We start from the raw sequence: 17,801 nt of genomic DNA on the forward strand, positions 1-17,801 counted from the left end.
GCTTGAGCAACATGGCCATTCTCAAAATCGCCCGCATGGGGCACCCCGTGCTTGCTCGCGTCGCCGACCCGGTCGAAGACCCGACCGACCCGGCGATTCGCGATCTCGTGGCCGACATGATCGACACGATGATCGACGCGCCCGGCACGGGCTTGGCCGCCCCGCAAGTCTATGTGCCGCTGCGCGTCGTCGTGTTTTTCGTGCGGCCCGAGCGCACGACCGGAATGGACGGCGACACGCCGGTCGATCTGACCGTGCTGATCAACCCCGTGCTCGAGCCGCTGGGCCAAGCCGCCAACGCCGCCTTCGAGGGCTGCCTGTCGGTGCCGGGCCTGACCGGCAAGGTCAACCGCTTCACACATCTGCGCTACAGCGGCCTCGGCCTCGAGGGTGAGCGCATCGAGCGCACGGTCGCAGGCTTCCATGCCCGCGTGGTGCAGCACGAATGCGACCATCTCGACGGAATCCTTTATCCCCAGCGCATGGACGATCTCGCCGAGTTCGGCTTCGTCGAAGAAATGCGCCGCCGCGCCGAAGCCGACCGCGCGGGCTCGCAAAACCAGGAGACGCAAAAATGAGCTTCGACCGCGCCCTTGCCCGCGACCGTATTTGCGAAGCAGCCCTCCCGCACATCGCGTTCGACGGCTGGACGGCCGCCGTGCTTGCGCGTGCGGCCGAAGATGCGGGCTACGATCCGCTGACGGCGTTGCGCGTGTTCCCGGGTGGCCCGGTCGAAGCGATCGCCCATTGGTGCGCCATGGCCGACCGCGCGATGGTCGAGGCCTGCACGGTGGACGAAAATTTCGCCACGCTCAAAGTGCGCGAGAAAATCGCCGCCGCGATCCGCGCGCGCCTCGCCCCGCTCGGCCCCCATCGCGAGGCGGTGCGCCGCGCCCTTGCCGTGCTGGCCTTGCCCACAGGTGTGGCGACTTCGCTGCAGACCGTTTGGCGCACAGTCGATGCGGTCTGGCATCTGGCGGGCGACCGTGCCACGGATTTCAATTTCTATTCCAAGCGCGGTTTGGCCGCCGGCGTCTATTCGACGACGCTGCTCTTCTGGCTCGAAGACAAGTCGGAAAACCAGGAAGACACGTGGCGCTTCCTCGACCGGCGCATCGCCAACGTGATGGCGATCCCGAAGGCGACGGCAAGCGTCAAAGCCATGTTCGGAAAACTCCCGAACCCGCTCGCCCCTCTGCGCGCGCACTTCAGCCGCGCGCGCTAACGCCCCTTCTTCGCCGAACCCTTTGGGGCCAGCCACGTGACGTGGCCCATCTTGCGGCCGGGGCGCGGTTCGGCTTTGCCGTAGAGATGCACGATCGCTCGCGGATCGGCGAGCAGTGACGGTACCTTGCGCACATCGTCGCCGATCAAATTTTTCATGCGCGCGTCGCTGTGGCGCTCGGGGCAGCCGAGCGGCAAACCTGCGACCGCGCGGATCTGCTGGTCGAACTGGCTTGCCGGGCACGCATCGATCGTCCAATGGCCGGAATTGTGCGGGCGCGGGGCAAGCTCGTTCACGAGCACGCGGCCCCGGCGCGTGACGAACATCTCGACCGCGAGCACGCCCACAAGGGCGAGCTTGGCCGCGACCAGATGGGCGATCGCTTCGGCCTGCTGGGCAACGGCGCGCGACACGGGTGCAGGTGCGATCGTCTCGTCGAGAATATGGTGCGCGTGGCGGTTTTCAACCGGCACGTAGCTTGCGATCTGACCGCGCCCGCGCGCGATCACGACCGAGATCTCGCGTTCGAAATCGACGAAGCCTTCGAGAATGCCTTCTTGCCCTTTGAGCACGGCCATCGCCGCATCGATCGGCGTCTTGGGCCCGATCTTGATCTGGCCCTTGCCGTCGTAGCCCATGCGCGTGGTCTTGAGCACGGCCGGCCGGCCGAATTGGGCAAGCGCCATCTCGAGATCGTGGCGATTGCGCACGCGCGCGAACGGGGCCGTCGCAATGCCGATGCGGTTGAGGAACGTCTTTTCCGCAAGCCTGTCCTGGCAGATCGCCAGCACCTTGGCCGACGGGTAGAGCGGCGTTTTGCTGGCTTGCGCGACACCTGCAAGCGCTTCGAGCGGGATGTTCTCGAACTCGTAAGTCACGACGTCGCAGGCGGCGAAGAAGGCTACGAGGGCCGCCTTGTCGCGATAGTCGCCGACCATGGCACGGCTCGAGACTTGAGCGGCCGGTGCATCCGCCTCGGGCCCGAACGAGTGCGTGCGATAGCCAAGCCGTGCCGCGGCAAGTGCCGCCATGCGCCCGAGCTGGCCATTGCCCAAGATCCCGATCGTTGCCCCGGGCGGCAGACGCTTCACGCTCATTTTGCGGGTTTCTGCTTGATCTTGGCGGTCTGGGCCGCGCGGAAACGGTCGAGAGCGGCAGCGATCTTCGCATCGCCAAGGGCGATCACGGCGGCGGCCAAGAGCCCTGCGTTCGTTGCCCCCGCTTTGCCGATGGCGAGCGTGCCCACCGGAATGCCGGCCGGCATCTGGGCGATCGACAGCAGCGAGTCGAGCCCCTTCAACGTCCGCGATTCGACCGGCACGCCGAACACCGGCAGGCGCGTGAGGGCAGCCGCCATGCCGGGCAGATGGGCAGCCCCGCCCGCCCCCGCCACGATGCAGGAAAGCCCGCGTGATGCCGCGCCGCTGGCGTAGTCGTAGAGGCGCTTGGGCGTGCGATGGGCCGAGACGATGCGCGTTTCGTGCGGCACGCCCAATTGGGTCAGGATTTCGGCGGTATGGCGCATGGTTTCCCAGTCCGACTGGCTGCCCATAATGATCCCGACCAGCGGCTTTTTGGCCATGCGTTGCGTCTTCCTTCGCGTTGCGTTCGTCGCGGCGTCCAAGCCACTATAGGGAGGCAGGGTCCGCCAGGGGAAGAACGATGCGTTCTTTTTCCGGCGGCTGTGGTATTTCAAAGACTCGGCAGCTTATTTCTGCGGCAAGCGGATGAAAATCGGCGATCCCACCAAAATCCAGGGCCCCGGCCCGGCAACGCCGGTCAAACGCGCCGACTCGGTTGCCCGGCCCGCCGGTGCGCCGACGGGTGCAGCCGTCGGCTTGCGCACACCGGTCGACATGGCGCTGGTGCTGGGCATTCCGGAAGCCGAATTCACGCCCAAGGTCCGCGACGCGATCATGCGGCTGATGGCCGAGGTCGATAAACTGCGCCGCGAAGCGGCCCAAGCCAATGCGCGCAGCGCCCATCTCGAACGGCTCGCCGACCAAGACAGCCTCATTCCGGTCTTCAACCGGCGCGCCTTCGTGCGCGAATTGGGGCGCATGCAGTCCTTCGCCGAGCGCTACGACCAGCCTTCGAGCCTCGTCTATTTCGACGCCAACGGCCTCAAGAACATCAACGACACGCACGGCCACGCGGCGGGCGATGCACTTCTCGCGCACATCGCACGCGTGCTCGTGAGCAATGTGCGCGACACCGACGTGGTCGGGCGCCTCGGCGGCGACGAATTCGGCGTGATCTTGACCTACATGGACAAGCCGCTCGCCGACGAGAAGGCCGCCTTCCTGGCCGCCCAAGTCGAGGCCAGCGCGCTCGATTGGCGCGGCGTATCGATCCGCCCGTCGGTCGCATGGGGCGTGTACACGTTCCGCGGCGGCGACGACATTTCGCGGCTGCTCGAAAGTGCGGACCGCGAAATGTACGAACGCAAACGCGACGCCAAACGCGGACCCGCCTAAAGCACTACGCGATGATATCGGGCAGTAATTGGCTTTCGAGGCGTGCGAGCTGGTCTTTGAGCGCCAATTTGCGCTTTTTGAGGCGCTGGACCTGCAGCATGTCGACGGGCCTGTGCTCGAGCAGGCGCGCAATGACGTCGTCCAGATCGCGATGCGCGCTTTGCAACTCGGCGATCTGGCGGCGGATTTCTTCGAAAAGCGGATCGTCCATCGACGGCGGGGCCGGAGCAACTTGATGCCAAAAACTAAGGCGAGTGTAGCAGCAAAATCGCGGCCGCGAAACGACGGTCTATGGGAATTTGCGTGCGCACTCTACGCCAAACCGGGGGTGGCGAAGGCGTGCCTTGCACTCCAAGACGAATGCGGCGCCGACGTGCCGCTGCTGCTGGCCGCGATCTGGCACGGGGCGACCGGACATGGCCCCCTTGCGGCCGCGCGCGCAAAGCGCTGGCAGGCGAATGCGCGCGCTTGGCGCAAGCAGATCGTCGGCCCGCTGCGCCAAGCGCGCCGGGCGCTGAAGGCGCACGACGCGGCCGACCTCTACGCCGCCGTCAAACGCGCCGAGCTCGCCGCCGAAAAGCTGCAGCTCGAAGCCTTGGAACACGATGCGGCAGCACGGCAAGTGCGCGCGCCGCATGCGCGACTGCAAGACGCGCATGCGAATGCGCGCCTAATGCTGCAGCGCGGCAAAGACTCCGCACCATTGCGGAAGATTTTTTCGGCCCTGCGCGAGGCGCCTTGATATCAAGGGCATGAACCGCGCATACGCCTGAGAATGCAACCTTCGGAGAAGCCCGCATATTCCCATACGCTTGCGCGCGCCTCGAACGAGGCATACGCTTCATGACGGTCTCGTGACGAAACGGGACGCTCGCGCAAGACGAAGGAGGTTGGGACCATGCCAAAATCCGATCGCATCCGCTCGCTGCAAGCCAAGCACGCCAAAATCGACACCGAGCTCAGCCACGAAGAGTCGCGGCCGATGCCCAACGACGGCGTCGTCGCCACGCTCAAGCGCGAAAAACTCCGAATCAAAGACGAAATGATGCGCATGTCCGGCTAGAAGCCGGACGCGCAATTCTCAGCCGGAAGCCGGCAGACGCCTTTTGGCGTAATGGACCAGCATTTTCACCATTACGTCGATGAAGGCGTCGCCGGTCTTCATACGATCCGAGTTTTCGATCGCCGGAATGAGCGTGGCGATGCGCTTGGCGCGCGCGTCGAGTTCCGGCGGCGCTTGATCGAAATTCGGCTTCACCCAGATCGGCGTCTCGCGGATGAAACCCGCGAAGAACTCGAACAGTTCGCGGTGGGTAGGCGTCAGATTCTTGATTTTGGCTTGAAAGCGCACGCGATCGACGATGACGATTTCGGTCTCTTTGGCGCCTGCGCGCGCCGTCGCCATGCGCGGGCTTCCATCGAGCAGCGCCAATTCGCCGAACATGTGGCCCGGCGGCAAGGTGGCGAAGGGCGGCACGTTCGGCGTGGCGAGTTTCAGCAGTTCGATCTCGCCGGTCTTGACGAGGCAAGCATAGTCGCCGGACTCGCCTTCGCGAAACACGATCGTGCCGGGGCGGTATTTGCGGACCTGATCGCTCACGATGATACCTCGATCGGTTAGCTTTCCGTCTTCGCGCGTTCGCGCAGCAGGAACTTCTGGATTTTGCCCGTCGATGTCTTCGGCAGCGGACCGAACACGATTTTGCGTGGCACTTTGTAGCCTGCCAGATGCTGGCGTGTGAAGGCAATGATGTCGGCCTCGCTGGCCGATGCCCCGTCCTTGAGCGCCACGAACGCGCACGGCGTCTCGCCCCATTTTTCGTCGGGCCGCGCGACCACCGCGGCCTCGAGAATGTCGGGATGGCGGTAGAGCGCGCTTTCGACCTCGATCGTCGAGATGTTCTCGCCGCCCGAGATGATGATGTCCTTCGAACGGTCTTTGAGTTCGATGTAGCCGTCTTCGTGCACGACGCCGAGATCGCCCGTGTGGAACCAGCCGCCTTTGAAGGCCTTCGCGGTCGCGTCCGGGTTCTTGAGATAGCCCTTCATCACGATGTTGCCGCGCATGAAGACCTCGCCCATCGTCTGCCCGTCGGACGGTACGGGCTTCAGCGTCTTTTCGTCGGCGACCATCAGCCCTTCGAGCACGGGATAGCGCACGCCCTGGCGGGCCTTGCGCACGGCGGCATCGGCGGGCGGCAGCGCGTTCCATTCGTCGTGCCATTCGCACACCACGGCGGGTCCGTAGACTTCCGTGAGCCCGTAGACATGCGTGATGCGGAAACCCATGCGCTCCATCTTTTCGATGACGGAGGCGGGCGGCGGCGCGGCCGCCGTCATGATGCGCACGGGCTGGTGCGGATCCTCGCGCATTTCTTCGGGCGCGTTGATCAGCATGTTCATGACGATCGGCGCACCGCACATGTGCGTGACGCCGCGTTCCTTGATGGCCGCGAAAATCGCGGGTGCCTCGACGCGCCGCAGGCACACATTGGTGCCCGCCATCGCCGCGATCGTCCAAGGGAAGCACCAGCCGTTGCAGTGGAACATCGGCAAGGTCCACAGATAGACCGGATAATGGCCGAGATCCCAGACCATGATGTTGCCGACCGCGTTCAGATAGGCGCCGCGATGGTGGTAGACGACACCCTTGGGATTGCCCGTCGTACCCGAGGTGTAGTTGAGCGCCAACGGATCCCATTCGTCGCGGATTTTGACGGGCGAAAAATCGGGATCGCCGCCGGCGAGGAAATCCTCGTATTCGGCCGTCCCCAGGCGCTTGCCGCCAGGCCCCTCGGGATCGGCGATGTCGATCACCAAAGGTTTGCGCTTGGCTTTGGCGAGCGCTTTGGCGATCACGGGTGCGAACTCGGTGTCGGCGATCAGCACTTTGGTTTCGCCATGGTCGAGCTGGAAGGCGAGCGTGTCGGCATCGAGCCGCACATTCATGGCATTGAGCACGGCCCCCGCCATCGGCACGCCGAACGCGCATTCGTAGGCGGCCGGAATATTCGGCGCCATGAGGGCCACCGTGTCGCCGCGGCGCACGCCAACTTTTGCAAGCGCACTGGCGAGGCGCTTGCAGCGCAGATGCGTCTGCGCCCAATTGCGCGAGATGCGCCCGTGCAGGATGGCCGTGCGCTTGGGCCACACGGATGCCGCACGCGCGAGAAACCCGATCGGCGACAAGGGCTCGTAGTTGGCTTGATTGCGCCCGAGGTCGCGCTCCCACTTGCCGGATTTCTTGACCGCTGGTTTCTTTTTCGCGGCGGTTTTCTTCTTGGCAGCCATCTATTTGCGCTCGTCTTTTTCGAGGGATTTGCGGAAGCGGCGCAAGCCGAGCCATACCGCGACGGCGACGATCGGGATCGCAACGCCGGTCGCGATGTCCTTGTCGATATGCAGGCCAGCCGTTTCGAGCGCACGCGCACCATACGCGGCCAGCGCCACCGTGTAGTAGGTGATGGCCGCAACCGACAGGCCTTCGACCGTCTGCTGCAGGCGCAATTGCAGGCGGGCACGCTGATCCATCGAGCCCAGCAGTGCTTGGTTCTGCGCTTCGACCGCGATGTCGACGCGCGTGCGCAGCAACGCGACCGCGCGTGTGAGGCGCTGCGACAATTGCGTCAAACGCTCGGCCGTCGATTGGCAGGTGCGCATGGCGGGAGCAAAGCGCCGCTCGAGGAATTCGCGGTAGGTCTGCAGACCTTCGATGCGTTCCTCGCGCAGCTCCTGCGTGCGGTGGCCGACGAGATCGGCATAGGCGACGGCCGCCCCGAAGCGGAAGGCGGACGCCGCCGTCGCCTGTTCGATGCGGCCCGCCAGCGCACTCAAACGGTCGAGCAGCGCGCGCTGCTCGGACAAAGCCTGGGCGTTCGGCATCGCATCCATGATCGCGAGCAGGTCGCTGTCGACCGTACTGATCTTGGGTGCGATCTCGCGCGCCATTGGCAATGCGAGCATCGCCATCGTGCGGTAGGTTTCGATCTCGAGCAGGCGCTGCACCAAGCGCCCGCTCTGGCGTGTGCCGAGCCCGTGGTCCTGCACGACGATGCGCGCGAACCCGTCCGGGTGCAGGCGGAAATCGGTCCAAGCCGTGGCCGCGCGCCCGGCGACCACGCTGCCGACGAGATAGTCGGCATGCAGCCATTCGCCGAGATCTTCGGGCGACGGGTTGTCGTCGGCGCGCGCAAGCACGGCCACATGCACGGCCACCAGGCGCGCGCCCGGGATCGCTGCAACCCAATCGGGGGGCGCGAAGTCGATCGCGTTCTGCGCAAACGGTGTGGCGAAAGCGCCCGCTTTCAGGAAGGTCCAGGTGCAGAATTCGGTATGCCGCTCCCATTTGAGGCGATAGCCGTCGAGCTCGGCCACAAAATGATTGGCCCCCGGCGGCGGGAACGCCACACCGTAGCGCTGGCACAGGGCCGTGAGATGCGCGTGGTCGCCCGCCGCCCCCTGCTCGCCCGACGTCATGGCAAGGTGCGTGGCGCGCTCAGGGGCGGCCAGCGACAGGAACGGGCGCGCATGCACCTCGTTGGCAAGCGCCAGGCGCAGCGGATGGTCGTTGGCTTGAGCGGCGGCTTTAATCGGCGTTTCCATGGTCTCTCGGACGTTCGAGGGGAGCCCCTAGAGTTATGCAATATCGCGGCTAGCGAGGCCAGCCTTGCCCCCGAACCTGTGGAAAACCGTGCAATTTGGAAATCGGCGCCAATACGCCTACATTCTTCTGCGTACCCCCATCTTTCGGAGCTTGACCCCGCCCATGAGCCATCTTGCCCGCACCGACGCGCTGTTTTTCGCCGACAGCAATCTCGATCTCGCGCGGACCCAAGCGCAGACCAAAGCGGCCCTTTCCGGCATGGACGACGGCGAGCTTTATCTCGAATACCGCCAGTCCGAGAGCCTGTCCTTCGACGACGGCAAGCTCAAAAGCGCTTCGTTCGACACCACGCAAGGCTTCGGCCTGCGCGCCATTGCGGGCGAAACGGCCGCCTATGCGCATGCGTCCGACTTGAGCCATGGCGCCATCGAGCGCGCGGCGCGCACGGTTGCGGCCGCCAAAGCCGGCTATTCGGGCAGTGCGGCTGCCGACGGGCCCAAGGGGACGAATGCGCGCCTCTATGCCGACGACAATCCGCTCGAACTGATGGCCTTTGCCGAGAAGACCAAGCTGCTCGCCGACATCGACGCCTATGCGCGCGCCAAAGATCCGCGCGTGCGCCAGGTCATGTGCTCGATCGCGGGCGAATGGCAGGCGGTGCAGATCCTGCGCGCCGACGGCGAGCGCCTGGCCGACATCCGCCCGCTCGTGCGCCTCGGCGTGTCCGTCGTCGTGGGCCAGGGCGAGCGCCAGGAAAGCGGGAGCTTCGGCTGGGGCGGGCGTTTTGCGTTCGGCCAAGTTGTTGATCCGGCCAATTGGCAGCACGGTGTCGACGAAGCCGTGCGCCAGGCGCTCGTCAATCTCGATTCGATCCCCGCGCCCGCCGGCGAAATGCAGGTGGTCCTCGGGCCAGGCTGGCCCGGCATCCTGCTGCACGAGGCGATCGGCCACGGGCTCGAAGGCGATTTCAACCGCAAGAAGACCTCGGCCTTCTCCGGCCTCATGGGCCAGCGCGTAGCCGCACCCGGCGTCACGGTCGTGGACGACGGCACGCTGCGCGATCGGCGCGGCTCGCTCACCATCGACGACGAGGGCACCCCCACCCAGCGCACCGTGTTGATCGAAGACGGCATTCTGGTGGGCTACATGCAGGACCGCCAGAATGCGCGCCTGATGGGCATGAAGCCGACCGGCAACGGCCGGCGCGAGAGCTTCGCGCACCATCCGATGCCGCGCATGACCAACACGGTGATGGCGGCGGGCAGCCACGATCCGGCCGAGATCATCCGCTCGATCAAGAAGGGCCTCTACGCCGTCAATTTCGGCGGCGGCCAGGTCGACATCACGTCGGGCAAATTCGTATTCAACGCGGCCGAGGCGTATCTGATCGAAGACGGCAAGGTGGGTCCGGCCGTCAAGGGTGCGATGCTGATCGGGGCCGGCCCCGAAGCGCTCACCCAAGTGCGCATGGTCGGCAACGACATGAAGCTCGATCCGGGTATTGGCACCTGCGGCAAAGACGGCCAGGGCGTGCCTGTGGGCGTGGGCCAGCCGACCCTGCTGCTCGACCGGCTCACCGTGGGCGGCACGGCGGCTTGAGCGCTCCGACACGCATAACGCAGGCCGAAGCCGCAAACGCGCCGCTCGAGCGCGGGCGGCGGTCTTCGCTGTTGCTCAATACGCCGGGCTTGGAAGTGCGCTGGTACAAGCCGCCCAATCCCGACCCGCAAACGCCGCACGACCGCGACGAGATCTATCTGGTGACGGCAGGCAGCGGATTCTTCCGTCGCGGCGATGCGCGCGTGCCGTTTGCGGCGGGCGATATGCTGTTTGCGGCGGCAGGCGAGGCGCATCGTTTCGAAGACCACACGCCGGACACGCAAATGTGGGTCGTGTTCGGGCCGGGTGCATAACCGACAGAGCTTGACCTTGCCGCGCGTGCCCGCCTAGAAGCGGGGCGCTTTTCCTCTGCCCCCTGAGGTTTTCCATGTCCGCCCCGCACGGTTCCGATACCGACGCTTTGTCGGCGGTGTTTTTGCGCCTTCTCGATCCGGCGCGCGGGGCCTCGATCAGCTTGCGCGAGATGCTCGGCGAATTGGGCGAGCGCGGCTTCGGCGCATTGATCGTGCTGCTGTGCGTGCCGAATTTCCTGCCCTTCTCGATCCCCGGCTTCTCCGCTCTCACGGGCCTGCCCATCGCGTTTTTGTGCCTGCTGCTGCTGCTCGGCGTGGAAAAACCATGGCTGCCGGCCAAACTTCTCGATCGCACGGTCGATCGCGCCACCTATGCCAATGTCGTACGGCGCTTCCTCCCCTATCTTGAAAAGCTCGAATCGTTCGTGAAGCCGCGCTTGCCTGTGCTGACCTCGAGCGGTGGCAAGCGGCTTATCGGCCTCTTCGGCATTCCGGTTGCGATTCTGCTGGCCGCGCCCATTCCGTTCGGCAACCCGCCGCCCGCGATCGCCCTGGCCTTGCTCGCGGTAGGCCTGCTCGAGCGCGACGGGCGGCTCGTGATAATGGGCTATAGTGCGGGGCTGCTCGCGTTTGCGGTGGTGGGGGCGCTGGTGTTCGGCATGTTCAGTGCGGGCAGCGCCGTACTCGGAAGCTAGCGAAGGGATTGCGGGGCGATGGGGTTGGGCGTTTACGGCGATGCGCTTCTGCTCGGGCTGGTCGAAGGGCTGACCGAATTCATCCCCGTCTCGTCGACGGGCCATCTGCTGCTGGGCAGCGCTTTGCTGGGCTTCGACGGGCCGCCTGGCCACACGTTCGAAATCGCCGTCCAGCTCGGCGCCATTTTGGCGATTCTGTGGGTCTATCGCGCCAAATTGTTCGGCGTCGCACTCGGACTTGCGAGCGAGCCCGCCGACCGGCGTTTTGCGCGCAACGTGATCCTCGCCTTTCTGCCGGCGCTGGTACTCGGCTTCACGCTGCACGGCTTCATCAAAGGTGTTTTGTTCAATCCGTGGGTCGTATCGGTGGCGCTGATCGCGGGCGGCGTGGCGATTTTGTGGATCGAGCGCAATCTGCCGCTGCCGCGCGTGCACGAGATCGACCAAATCGGCCCGATGATGGCGCTCAAGATCGGCGCTTGCCAGGTGGTGGCGATGATCCCGGGCGTGTCGCGCTCGGGTGCGACGATCATGGGTGCGCTCCTGCTCGGCGTCGACCGCAAGGCGGCGACCGAGTTTTCGTTTTTCCTCGCGATCCCGACGATGCTGGGGGCGACCGTCTACGACCTCTACAAAAACCGCGCGTTGCTGGGGGCCGAAGATTTCAACGTGATCGCCGTCGGCTTTGCGGCCGCGTTTGTTGCCGCATTGCTGGTCGTGCGCACGGTGGTGGGCTTCGTTGCGCGCCACGGCTTTGCGCCGTTCGCGTGGTACCGCATCGCACTCGGCACAGTGGCACTCGGCCTGCTGATCCTTTATCGCTGACCCGAATTCACGCGCCGAGCTTGGGCATGCGCGCCAATACGTAGTCGGCGAGCTTGGCGTAGAGCGCGCGCAGAAATTCGTTTTCGATCTTCGCGAATTGGCCGGCCGCCTCGGCCAGCACCTGCGAGACTTTTTCGCGGCTGATCTCCCCCGACAAGGCGGGCATCTTGCCGTCGATCCACAGATCGCGCGGCGGCACGGCACGGATATAGGCGAGCATGATGTGCAACGCGTCGGCGACCAGCCGTTCCGCCCCGTCGAGCTCGCGCTCGAAATCCGACGACTCGATGACCAGCACCACGACCTTGCCGATCGCGATCGCCGAGGCCGAACGGTTGCGCCCGTCGATCAGCGCCAATTCGCCGAACACGTCGCCCGCTTTGAGGCGCGCGATCGGCACGTGTTTGGCGGCACTGCCCGGCGGCGCGTTCTTGACGATCGCAACCTCGCCGCTTTCGATCAGATAGGCCGCATCGCCCGGCTGGCCTTCGAAAAAGATCGCCTTCTGCGCGTCGAAGCTCCAGCGCTGCTGCGCGCGCCCCTGCACGACCTTGACGTCGCGCACATTGCCGTTCGCGTCGCGCGCTTGCCAGACCTGTTCCTTGGCGAATTTGAACGGCGATGGCGCATCCGACATGCCGGGTTTCCTTCACGACTTGATTTTGCAACCGGAACCAGAAACGACAAGCGTCGCTCGTTGTTTCAAGTATGCGTTCGGCGATGCGTTTCCGATACAAAAATTCGCAAACAAAATCAGATAGATAAAAAGCAATTTGCGAAAATTCAGTTTGCATTTTGCGCAAGTATGGCGCCACACGCGCATTCAACGGCGATGCCATGGATTTTCCAACGCTTTTTCTTCCCTTGAAGCGCGCCGCGATGTGCCTACATTGAGGGCATGCGCAAACTCCGCCCCCTGCTGCTCGCGTCGGTCGCTGCCCTGGCTCTTGCCGCCTGCGACGACAAAAACGACATCGCTTCGGAATTCATCCGCGACGAGGCGCAATGCGCCAGCCAGTCGGATCCCAGCGCCTGTCGCCAGGCCTTGGCCGATGCGCGCACCGCCCACCAGCGCACCGCCCCGGCCTTCGCAAGCCAGACCGCGTGCGAAGAGCGCTTCGGTGCTGCCAATTGCCAGCTCGTGACCGACGTCCGCCCGTCCGCCGAACAGCTTGCCGCGGCCGCAGGCGAGGCTGTGCCCGCTGCTGCCGCCGCCGCCGGACAAGCGTCCCAACAAGTTCAGCAAGCGAGCGGCGGCTGGTTCATGCCGCTGCTCACGGGCTACATGCTCGGCCGCATGATGGGCGGCGGCATGAGCGCTCAGCCGCTCTATCGCGACGCGAACAACCGCGCCTATTCGGGCACGCGGCCGATGGGCCGCTTCGACGACCGGATGATGCCGCCGCCGCGCCCCGTCGGCCAAGCCGCAGTAATGCCGCGTGGGCCGCAGCAGGCGACGGGTGCGCCCGTGCAGGAACGCCGGGCCGCGACCGCCCCTGTGCAGCGCGGCGGCTTCGGCATGTCGGGCGGCGGGCGCGCGAGCGGCGGCTGAGCCGCTCTCGCCTTAAGTAATGCAGTGGATCGCCCCCGCTTCGCCCGACACCGAGGGCGTCCTTGTCCGTTCGCTCGGGCTTGATCCAGCCTACGACGACGGTGCCGTCTATATCGATCCGCGCGAAGGCGTGCTGTTCGACAAAGCCGAGATCGATGCGCTCTACGATGCGAGCGCCGAGCTCGAGCGGCTGTGCCTCGAACTCGTCGAGCGCATCGTGGCCGACGAAGACTATGCGCGCTTCGGCCTCTCCGACCTTGCCGCGCGCATGGTGGCGCAGAGCTGGCGCCAGGGGCAGCGCAACCTGATCGGCCGCTTCGATCTTGCGTACGTGCCCGGCAGCCCGCCCAAGCTCATCGAATACAACGCCGAAACGCCGGTGCTGCTGGTCGAGGCGGCGACCTTCCAGGCCGCGTGGCAGCAGCGGCACTTCCCCGACGATCTGCAATGGAACGAGATCGAAGCGCGCCTCGGGGCGGCATGGGGTGCAATGGGCCTTGCGCGCCTGCCCGTGCATCTTGCCGGCGGTGCGGGCGACGGCGATGCCGCCCTCACGCTCGATCTGCTCGCCAAATGCGCCGAGGCGGCGGGCTTTGCGACAAAGCGGCTCGACATCGAAGCGATCGGCTGGGACGGCGAGAAATTTCTCGACGGCGACGATGCGCCCATCCGCACGCTGTTCAAGCTCTATCCGTGGAGCTGGATGCTCGCCGACGCGTTCGGCGCCCACATGGAAGATGCCGAAATTCTGACGATCGAGCCTGCCTGGAAAATGCTGCTCGCCGACAAGCGCATGCTGGCCGCCTTGTGGGAGATGTTCCCGAACCATCCGAACCTGCTGCAAGCAAGCCTCGAGCCCAGCGACATCGGCGGCCCGGCCGTCGCCAAGCCCGCCTTGGGCCGCAACGGCGAGGGCGTGAAGCTGTTCGCAAACGGCCTGGATGCTGCCCAGACCGGCGGCGACACCGAGCCCGCCGATGCGCGCGACGGGCCCGTGGTGCTGCAGGCGATGGCCCCGCTTGGCAAGCTCGGGTCCACCCAGCTGCTGGCCTCGACCTGGATGGTCGCCTCGCAGCCTGCCGGGCTCGCCTTGCGTGGGGCCGACGGCGAACTCGTCGGATCGCGCGCGCGTTTCATCCCCCACATCGTCAGGTGACAAACATGGTCTATCTCGAAACGATCCCGAATTTTCTGCTGTTCTTCGGCGCGTGCCTTGCCTACGCGGCGGTCTTCCTTGCGATCTACACGCGCGTGACGCCGTGGAACGAGCTCGCCCTCATCCGGGCCGGCAACAATGCCGCCGCCATCAGCCTCAGCGGGGCGGGGCTCGGCTTTGCGATCCCGCTCGCCTCGGCGACCGTGCAAAGCCTCAACATCGCCGACATGGCCGTGTGGAGTGCGATCGCCCTCGTGATCCAGCTCGGCGTCTTTTTTGTCGCCCGCATGTTGAAGCCGGGTCTTGCGGCCGATATCGAAGCCGGCCGCACGGCGACAGCCGTCACCTATGCGGCGTTTGCATTGGGCGTGGGCCTGCTCAACGCCGCCTGCATGACGTAAACGCCCAAAAGAAAACGGCGCCGGCATTGCTGCCGACGCCGTTTTTGTCGCTGCCGAACCTTTGGATCAGGCCGCGTTCTTGGCCATGATCTCGTCCGCGATGTTGCGCGGCACGGGTTCGTAATGGTCGAACTGCATCGTGAAGGACGCGCGGCCCTTCGACATCGAACGCAGATCCGAGATGTAGCCGAACATTTCCGACAGCGGCACGTGGCTGCGGATGATGACCGACGTCGCGATCTGGTCCTGGCTCTGGATGATGCCGCGGCGACGGTTCAAGTCGCCCACCACGTCGCCGACATGGTCGGGCGGCGTCGTGACTTCCACGTCCATGATCGGCTCGAGGATGATCGGCGAGGCCTTCTTCATGCCTTCGCGGAAGCAGGCCTTGCCGGCGATTTCGAAGGCGAGTGCGGACGAGTCGACGTCGTGGTACTTGCCTTCGAGCAGCGTGTACTTGAAGTCGACCGTGGGGAAGCCCGCAAGCACGCCCTGCTCGCACTGCACCTTGATGCCCTTTTCGACCGCCGGGATGAACTCGCGCGGGATCGTGCCGCCGACGACCTTGTCTTCGAACTGCACGCCGCCGTTGCGCTCGACCGGTTCGAACTTGATCTTCACTTCGGCGAACTGGCCGGAACCGCCCGACTGTTTCTTGTGCGTGTAGATTTCCGTGTGCGCCTTCGAAATCGTCTCGCGATAGGCCACCTGCGGCGAGCCGATGTTGGCTTCCACGCCGTATTCGCGCTTCAGGCGGTCGACGATGATTTCGAGATGCAGCTCGCCCATGCCCGACAGAATCGTCTGGCCCGACTCGTGGTCGGTGCGCAGGCGAAGCGACGGGTCTTCGGCCACGAGCTTCTGCAGGCCAAGCGCCATCTTTTCGACCGAGTCCTTGGTCTTGGGCTCGACCGCGATGTCGATGACGGGGACCGGGAACGCCATGCGCTCGAGGATCACGGGATCTTCGGGGGCGGCAAGCGTGTCGCCCGTCGTCGTGTCCTTGAGGCCCACGAACGCCGCGATGTCGCCTGCGTACACTTCCTTGATTTCGTCGCGCTTGTCGGCGTGCATCTGGAACATGCGGCCGATGCGTTCCTTGCCGTCCTTCGTGGTGTTGAGCACGGTGTCGCCCGAACGCAGCACGCCCGAATAGACGCGCACGAAGGTGAGGTTGCCGTACTTGTCGTTGATCATCTTGAACGCGAGGGCCGAGAACGGCTCTTCGTCCTTCGCGAGCTTGAAGCGCTCGGGCTCGCCCTCTTCGGTGACGACGCGCATGCCGCGCACGTCCGCCGGCGACGGCAGATAGTCGACGACCGCGTCGAGCAGCGTCTGCACGCCCTTGTTCTTGAAGGCCGAGCCGCAGAATACGGGGCGGAATTCGCCCAAGATGGCGCCCTTCTTGATGCAGCGCTTCAGCATCTCGACCGAAACGTCGCCCTTTTCGTAGAACTCTTCCATGGCCGTGTCGTCCATGCCGAGCACGGTGTCGAGCAGCTGCTGGCGGTACTCCTTGGCCTTTTCGACCAGGTTTTCCGGAATCGGGATGTCGTTGAACTTGGCGCCGAGCTCGTCGCCCTGCCACACCACGCCCTTCATCAGCACGAGATCGATGATGCCCTTGAACTCGCCTTCGGCACCGATCGGCAATTGGCAGATCGCGGTCTTGATGCCGAGCTTCTCGTGCATCGAGTCGACGGCCTTGTAGAAGTCCGCACCCGTGCGGTCCATCTTATTGATGAACACGACGCGCGGCACGTTGTAGCGGTCGGCGAGGCGCCAGTTGGTTTCCGACTGCGGCTGCACGCCGGCCACGCCGCAAATGACGAAGATCGCGCCGTCGAGCACGCGCAAGGAGCGGTTCACTTCGATGTTGAAATCGATGTGGCCCGGCGTGTCGATCACGTTGATGCGGTGGCCTTCCCACTCGGCGGTCACGGCGGCGGACGTGATGGTGATGCCGCGCTCGCGTTCCTGCGCCATGTAGTCGGTCGTGGTGTTGCCGTCGTGCACTTCCCCGATTTTGTGGGACTTGCCCGTGTAATAGAGGATGCGCTCGGTTGTCGTGGTTTTGCCGGCGTCGATATGCGCCGTGATGCCGATATTGCGAATCTTCTCGAGCGCGACTGTTCTGGGCACGACTGCCTCCGTCGGAGAGTGCCGGACGCGCGCCCCGGACGGGGCCGCAATCCGGAAATGGGGTTCGATTTCCAAGAAAAACCGGACCGACGCCCGTCCCCGAATCGGGGGGCGGGGCGCGAGCCAGCCCGGAAACCTTGAAACGGCGCGGGATATATCCTGCCGGGGTGCTCTTGGCAACCCCCCAGGCTGGCCCGAAGGCTGGTTCTTGGGCCAGGGCCCGGCCGTATCGCTGGCTGATTTAGGGGTTTTGGGCTACGATTCAACCATGCCGAATCCGCCGAGCCCCGAACGCAAAGCCAGCCTGCGCCTGATCAACGCCCAGGCCGACAAAATCCGCGTCAAGCTGGACCCCAAAGTGCTCGAACGCGCCAAGTGCGTGGTCGAGGGCGGGGAAATCTACGACAAGGCCGCCGCCCAAAAGGTCGTCGGCGAGTTCCTGAAGGCCAAAAACCGCCGCGACGGCGGGGTCTTCCAGCAGGAACTGCAAGCCCGCCTGCGCGGCATCAAGCACTAAACCCTACTGCGTCTATTGCCGTTCCTGCGTGCCGATGCGCCGACCGAGCGCGTCGCGCACGACCATGCGGTTTGGGCCATCGGGTTCGATGGTGCCTGTCCGCCGCCCTTGTGCATCGCGCAAGATCTGGCGCCCGCTGGGCTCGATCTCGATAGTCCCCGTTCGCCGTCCAGCCGCATCGCGCTGGACGAGCGTTTCGGCCAGTGCCGGCCCCGCCAGGGCCGCAAAGATCGCCGCATAGATGAAAATCCGCATCGTGTCGCCTCCTTGGAAGCGACAACGCGCAGGCGGCGAG

At 65.2% G+C, this 17,801-nt stretch carries 22 protein-coding genes; 13 read left to right on the forward strand and 9 right to left on the reverse strand.

Annotated elements, in window-relative coordinates:
• The first annotated feature begins 11 nt into the window (after positions 1-11).
• Positions 12-578, forward strand: a complete 567-nt coding sequence (gene def, locus O9320_17820) for a peptide deformylase (protein MCZ8312706.1) — start codon at positions 12-14, stop codon at positions 576-578.
• On the forward strand, positions 575-1,225 hold the full coding sequence (locus O9320_17825) for a COQ9 family protein (protein MCZ8312707.1): 651 nt from the start codon (positions 575-577) through the stop codon (positions 1,223-1,225). The genes def and O9320_17825 overlap by 4 nt, the downstream gene beginning before the upstream one ends.
• Here the strand turns inward: O9320_17825 and O9320_17830 are convergent.
• Both O9320_17830 and purE read right to left on the reverse strand, forming a co-directional pair.
• Positions 1,222-2,322, reverse strand: a complete 1,101-nt coding sequence (locus tag O9320_17830; GenBank protein ID MCZ8312708.1) for a 5-(carboxyamino)imidazole ribonucleotide synthase — start codon at positions 2,320-2,322, stop codon at positions 1,222-1,224. The two genes, O9320_17825 and O9320_17830, sit on opposite strands and share 4 nt — an antisense overlap.
• The gene (gene purE, locus O9320_17835) at positions 2,319-2,807 is read right to left on the reverse strand and encodes a 5-(carboxyamino)imidazole ribonucleotide mutase (protein ID MCZ8312709.1); all 489 of its coding nucleotides are present in this window, start codon (positions 2,805-2,807) and stop codon (positions 2,319-2,321) included. The genes O9320_17830 and purE overlap by 4 nt, the downstream gene beginning before the upstream one ends.
• Before the next feature lie 145 nt (positions 2,808-2,952).
• Between purE and O9320_17840 the strand changes: the two genes are divergently transcribed.
• Complete coding sequence (locus O9320_17840; GenBank protein ID MCZ8312710.1) at positions 2,953-3,702, forward strand: GGDEF domain-containing protein; 750 nt, start codon at positions 2,953-2,955, stop codon at positions 3,700-3,702.
• A gap of 4 nt (positions 3,703-3,706) precedes the next feature.
• On the opposite strand, the gene O9320_17845 is transcribed toward O9320_17840, so the two are convergent.
• Positions 3,707-3,913 (reverse strand): DUF465 domain-containing protein, encoded by a 207-nt coding sequence (locus O9320_17845; GenBank protein MCZ8312711.1) that lies wholly within the window; start codon positions 3,911-3,913, stop codon positions 3,707-3,709.
• 24 nt (positions 3,914-3,937) lie between these two features.
• On the opposite strand from O9320_17845, the gene O9320_17850 reads away from it, so the two are divergent.
• Both O9320_17850 and O9320_17855 read left to right on the forward strand, forming a co-directional pair.
• Complete coding sequence (locus O9320_17850) at positions 3,938-4,444, forward strand: TIGR02444 family protein (GenBank protein ID MCZ8312712.1); 507 nt, start codon at positions 3,938-3,940, stop codon at positions 4,442-4,444.
• Positions 4,445-4,600: 156 nt separating this feature from the next.
• The gene (locus tag O9320_17855) at positions 4,601-4,765 is read left to right on the forward strand and encodes a YdcH family protein (protein MCZ8312713.1); all 165 of its coding nucleotides are present in this window, start codon (positions 4,601-4,603) and stop codon (positions 4,763-4,765) included.
• 18 nt (positions 4,766-4,783) lie between these two features.
• On the opposite strand, the gene O9320_17860 is transcribed toward O9320_17855, so the two are convergent.
• Genes O9320_17860 through O9320_17870 form a run of 3 tightly spaced genes read right to left on the reverse strand, consistent with a single transcriptional unit; the run spans position 4,784 to position 8,304 of the window.
• Positions 4,784-5,302 carry a cyclic nucleotide-binding domain-containing protein gene (locus tag O9320_17860; protein MCZ8312714.1) on the reverse strand — a complete coding sequence of 173 codons (519 nt, stop codon included), beginning with the start codon at positions 5,300-5,302 and terminating at the stop codon, positions 4,784-4,786.
• Between the two features lie 17 nt (positions 5,303-5,319).
• Positions 5,320-6,993: an acyl-CoA synthetase gene (locus tag O9320_17865; protein MCZ8312715.1), complete on the reverse strand. Its 1,674-nt coding sequence runs from the start codon at positions 6,991-6,993 to the stop codon at positions 5,320-5,322.
• Positions 6,994-8,304 carry a DUF3422 domain-containing protein gene (locus O9320_17870; protein ID MCZ8312716.1) on the reverse strand — a complete coding sequence of 437 codons (1,311 nt, stop codon included), beginning with the start codon at positions 8,302-8,304 and terminating at the stop codon, positions 6,994-6,996.
• A gap of 163 nt (positions 8,305-8,467) precedes the next feature.
• On the opposite strand from O9320_17870, the gene tldD reads away from it, so the two are divergent.
• The 4 genes from tldD (at position 8,468) to O9320_17890 (ending at position 11,738) form a co-directional block, all read left to right on the forward strand.
• Complete coding sequence (gene tldD / locus O9320_17875; GenBank protein ID MCZ8312717.1) at positions 8,468-9,904, forward strand: metalloprotease TldD; 1,437 nt, start codon at positions 8,468-8,470, stop codon at positions 9,902-9,904.
• A complete protein-coding gene (locus O9320_17880; GenBank protein MCZ8312718.1) occupies positions 9,901-10,218 on the forward strand; it encodes a cupin domain-containing protein in 318 nt (105 codons plus the stop codon). Before tldD ends, O9320_17880 begins: the two co-directional genes overlap by 4 nt.
• A 74-nt stretch (positions 10,219-10,292) precedes the next feature.
• Complete coding sequence (locus tag O9320_17885; protein MCZ8312719.1) at positions 10,293-10,913, forward strand: exopolysaccharide biosynthesis protein; 621 nt, start codon at positions 10,293-10,295, stop codon at positions 10,911-10,913.
• 18 nt (positions 10,914-10,931) lie between these two features.
• Positions 10,932-11,738 (forward strand): undecaprenyl-diphosphate phosphatase, encoded by an 807-nt coding sequence (locus tag O9320_17890; protein ID MCZ8312720.1) that lies wholly within the window; start codon positions 10,932-10,934, stop codon positions 11,736-11,738.
• A gap of 7 nt (positions 11,739-11,745) precedes the next feature.
• Here the strand turns inward: O9320_17890 and O9320_17895 are convergent, their stop codons facing one another.
• The gene (locus O9320_17895) at positions 11,746-12,375 is read right to left on the reverse strand and encodes a cyclic nucleotide-binding domain-containing protein (GenBank protein ID MCZ8312721.1); all 630 of its coding nucleotides are present in this window, start codon (positions 12,373-12,375) and stop codon (positions 11,746-11,748) included.
• Between the two features lie 261 nt (positions 12,376-12,636).
• On the opposite strand from O9320_17895, the gene O9320_17900 reads away from it, so the two are divergent.
• From O9320_17900 to O9320_17910, 3 genes are read left to right on the forward strand one after another with little or no spacing between them, the layout of a single operon-like run.
• Complete coding sequence (locus O9320_17900; GenBank protein MCZ8312722.1) at positions 12,637-13,290, forward strand: DUF1190 domain-containing protein; 654 nt, start codon at positions 12,637-12,639, stop codon at positions 13,288-13,290.
• A 19-nt stretch (positions 13,291-13,309) separates the two neighbouring features.
• A complete protein-coding gene (locus O9320_17905) occupies positions 13,310-14,446 on the forward strand; it encodes a glutathionylspermidine synthase family protein (protein MCZ8312723.1) in 1,137 nt (378 codons plus the stop codon).
• Positions 14,447-14,451: 5 nt separating this feature from the next.
• On the forward strand, positions 14,452-14,847 hold the full coding sequence (locus O9320_17910; GenBank protein ID MCZ8312724.1) for a DUF350 domain-containing protein: 396 nt from the start codon (positions 14,452-14,454) through the stop codon (positions 14,845-14,847).
• A 66-nt stretch (positions 14,848-14,913) separates the two neighbouring features.
• Here the strand turns inward: O9320_17910 and fusA are convergent, their stop codons facing one another.
• Positions 14,914-16,989: an elongation factor G gene (fusA, locus tag O9320_17915; GenBank protein ID MCZ8312725.1), complete on the reverse strand. Its 2,076-nt coding sequence runs from the start codon at positions 16,987-16,989 to the stop codon at positions 14,914-14,916.
• A gap of 268 nt (positions 16,990-17,257) precedes the next feature.
• On the opposite strand from fusA, the gene O9320_17920 reads away from it, so the two are divergent.
• Positions 17,258-17,506, forward strand: a complete 249-nt coding sequence (locus O9320_17920; protein MCZ8312726.1) for a hypothetical protein — start codon at positions 17,258-17,260, stop codon at positions 17,504-17,506.
• A gap of 12 nt (positions 17,507-17,518) precedes the next feature.
• Here the strand turns inward: O9320_17920 and O9320_17925 are convergent, their stop codons facing one another.
• Positions 17,519-17,761, reverse strand: coding sequence for a hypothetical protein (locus O9320_17925; GenBank protein MCZ8312727.1), 243 nt, complete (start codon positions 17,759-17,761; stop codon positions 17,519-17,521).
• Between the last annotated feature and the right edge of the window lie 40 nt (positions 17,762-17,801).

Origin of the sequence: Magnetospirillum sp. (assembly GCA_027532905.1) — a bacterium.
In the GTDB taxonomy this organism is placed as follows: Bacteria; Pseudomonadota; Alphaproteobacteria; order CACIAM-22H2; family CACIAM-22H2; genus Tagaea.

Excerpts from the sequence above, each read along its gene's own strand:
- def (MCZ8312706.1), top strand. The coding sequence starts at position 12 with ATGGCCATTCTCAAAATCGCCCGCATGGGGCACCCCGTGCTTGCTCGC.
- O9320_17890 (MCZ8312720.1), top strand. The coding sequence starts at position 10,932 with ATGGGGTTGGGCGTTTACGGCGATGCGCTTCTGCTCGGGCTGGTCGAA.
- O9320_17920 (MCZ8312726.1), top strand. The coding sequence starts at position 17,258 with ATGCCGAATCCGCCGAGCCCCGAACGCAAAGCCAGCCTGCGCCTGATC.
- O9320_17925 (MCZ8312727.1), bottom strand. The coding sequence starts at position 17,761 with ATGCGGATTTTCATCTATGCGGCGATCTTTGCGGCCCTGGCGGGGCCG.
- O9320_17830 (MCZ8312708.1), bottom strand. The coding sequence starts at position 2,322 with ATGAGCGTGAAGCGTCTGCCGCCCGGGGCAACGATCGGGATCTTGGGC.
- O9320_17885 (MCZ8312719.1), top strand. The coding sequence starts at position 10,293 with ATGTCCGCCCCGCACGGTTCCGATACCGACGCTTTGTCGGCGGTGTTT.
- O9320_17870 (MCZ8312716.1), bottom strand. The coding sequence starts at position 8,304 with ATGGAAACGCCGATTAAAGCCGCCGCTCAAGCCAACGACCATCCGCTG.
- O9320_17900 (MCZ8312722.1), top strand. The coding sequence starts at position 12,637 with ATGCGCAAACTCCGCCCCCTGCTGCTCGCGTCGGTCGCTGCCCTGGCT.
- O9320_17910 (MCZ8312724.1), top strand. The coding sequence starts at position 14,452 with ATGGTCTATCTCGAAACGATCCCGAATTTTCTGCTGTTCTTCGGCGCG.
- O9320_17840 (MCZ8312710.1), top strand. The coding sequence starts at position 2,953 with ATGAAAATCGGCGATCCCACCAAAATCCAGGGCCCCGGCCCGGCAACG.
- O9320_17845 (MCZ8312711.1), bottom strand. The coding sequence starts at position 3,913 with ATGGACGATCCGCTTTTCGAAGAAATCCGCCGCCAGATCGCCGAGTTG.
- O9320_17855 (MCZ8312713.1), top strand. The coding sequence starts at position 4,601 with ATGCCAAAATCCGATCGCATCCGCTCGCTGCAAGCCAAGCACGCCAAA.
- O9320_17865 (MCZ8312715.1), bottom strand. The coding sequence starts at position 6,993 with ATGGCTGCCAAGAAGAAAACCGCCGCGAAAAAGAAACCAGCGGTCAAG.
- O9320_17895 (MCZ8312721.1), bottom strand. The coding sequence starts at position 12,375 with ATGTCGGATGCGCCATCGCCGTTCAAATTCGCCAAGGAACAGGTCTGG.
- O9320_17825 (MCZ8312707.1), top strand. The coding sequence starts at position 575 with ATGAGCTTCGACCGCGCCCTTGCCCGCGACCGTATTTGCGAAGCAGCC.
- purE (MCZ8312709.1), bottom strand. The coding sequence starts at position 2,807 with ATGGCCAAAAAGCCGCTGGTCGGGATCATTATGGGCAGCCAGTCGGAC.
- tldD (MCZ8312717.1), top strand. The coding sequence starts at position 8,468 with ATGAGCCATCTTGCCCGCACCGACGCGCTGTTTTTCGCCGACAGCAAT.
- O9320_17905 (MCZ8312723.1), top strand. The coding sequence starts at position 13,310 with ATGCAGTGGATCGCCCCCGCTTCGCCCGACACCGAGGGCGTCCTTGTC.
- O9320_17850 (MCZ8312712.1), top strand. The coding sequence starts at position 3,938 with ATGCCAAAAACTAAGGCGAGTGTAGCAGCAAAATCGCGGCCGCGAAAC.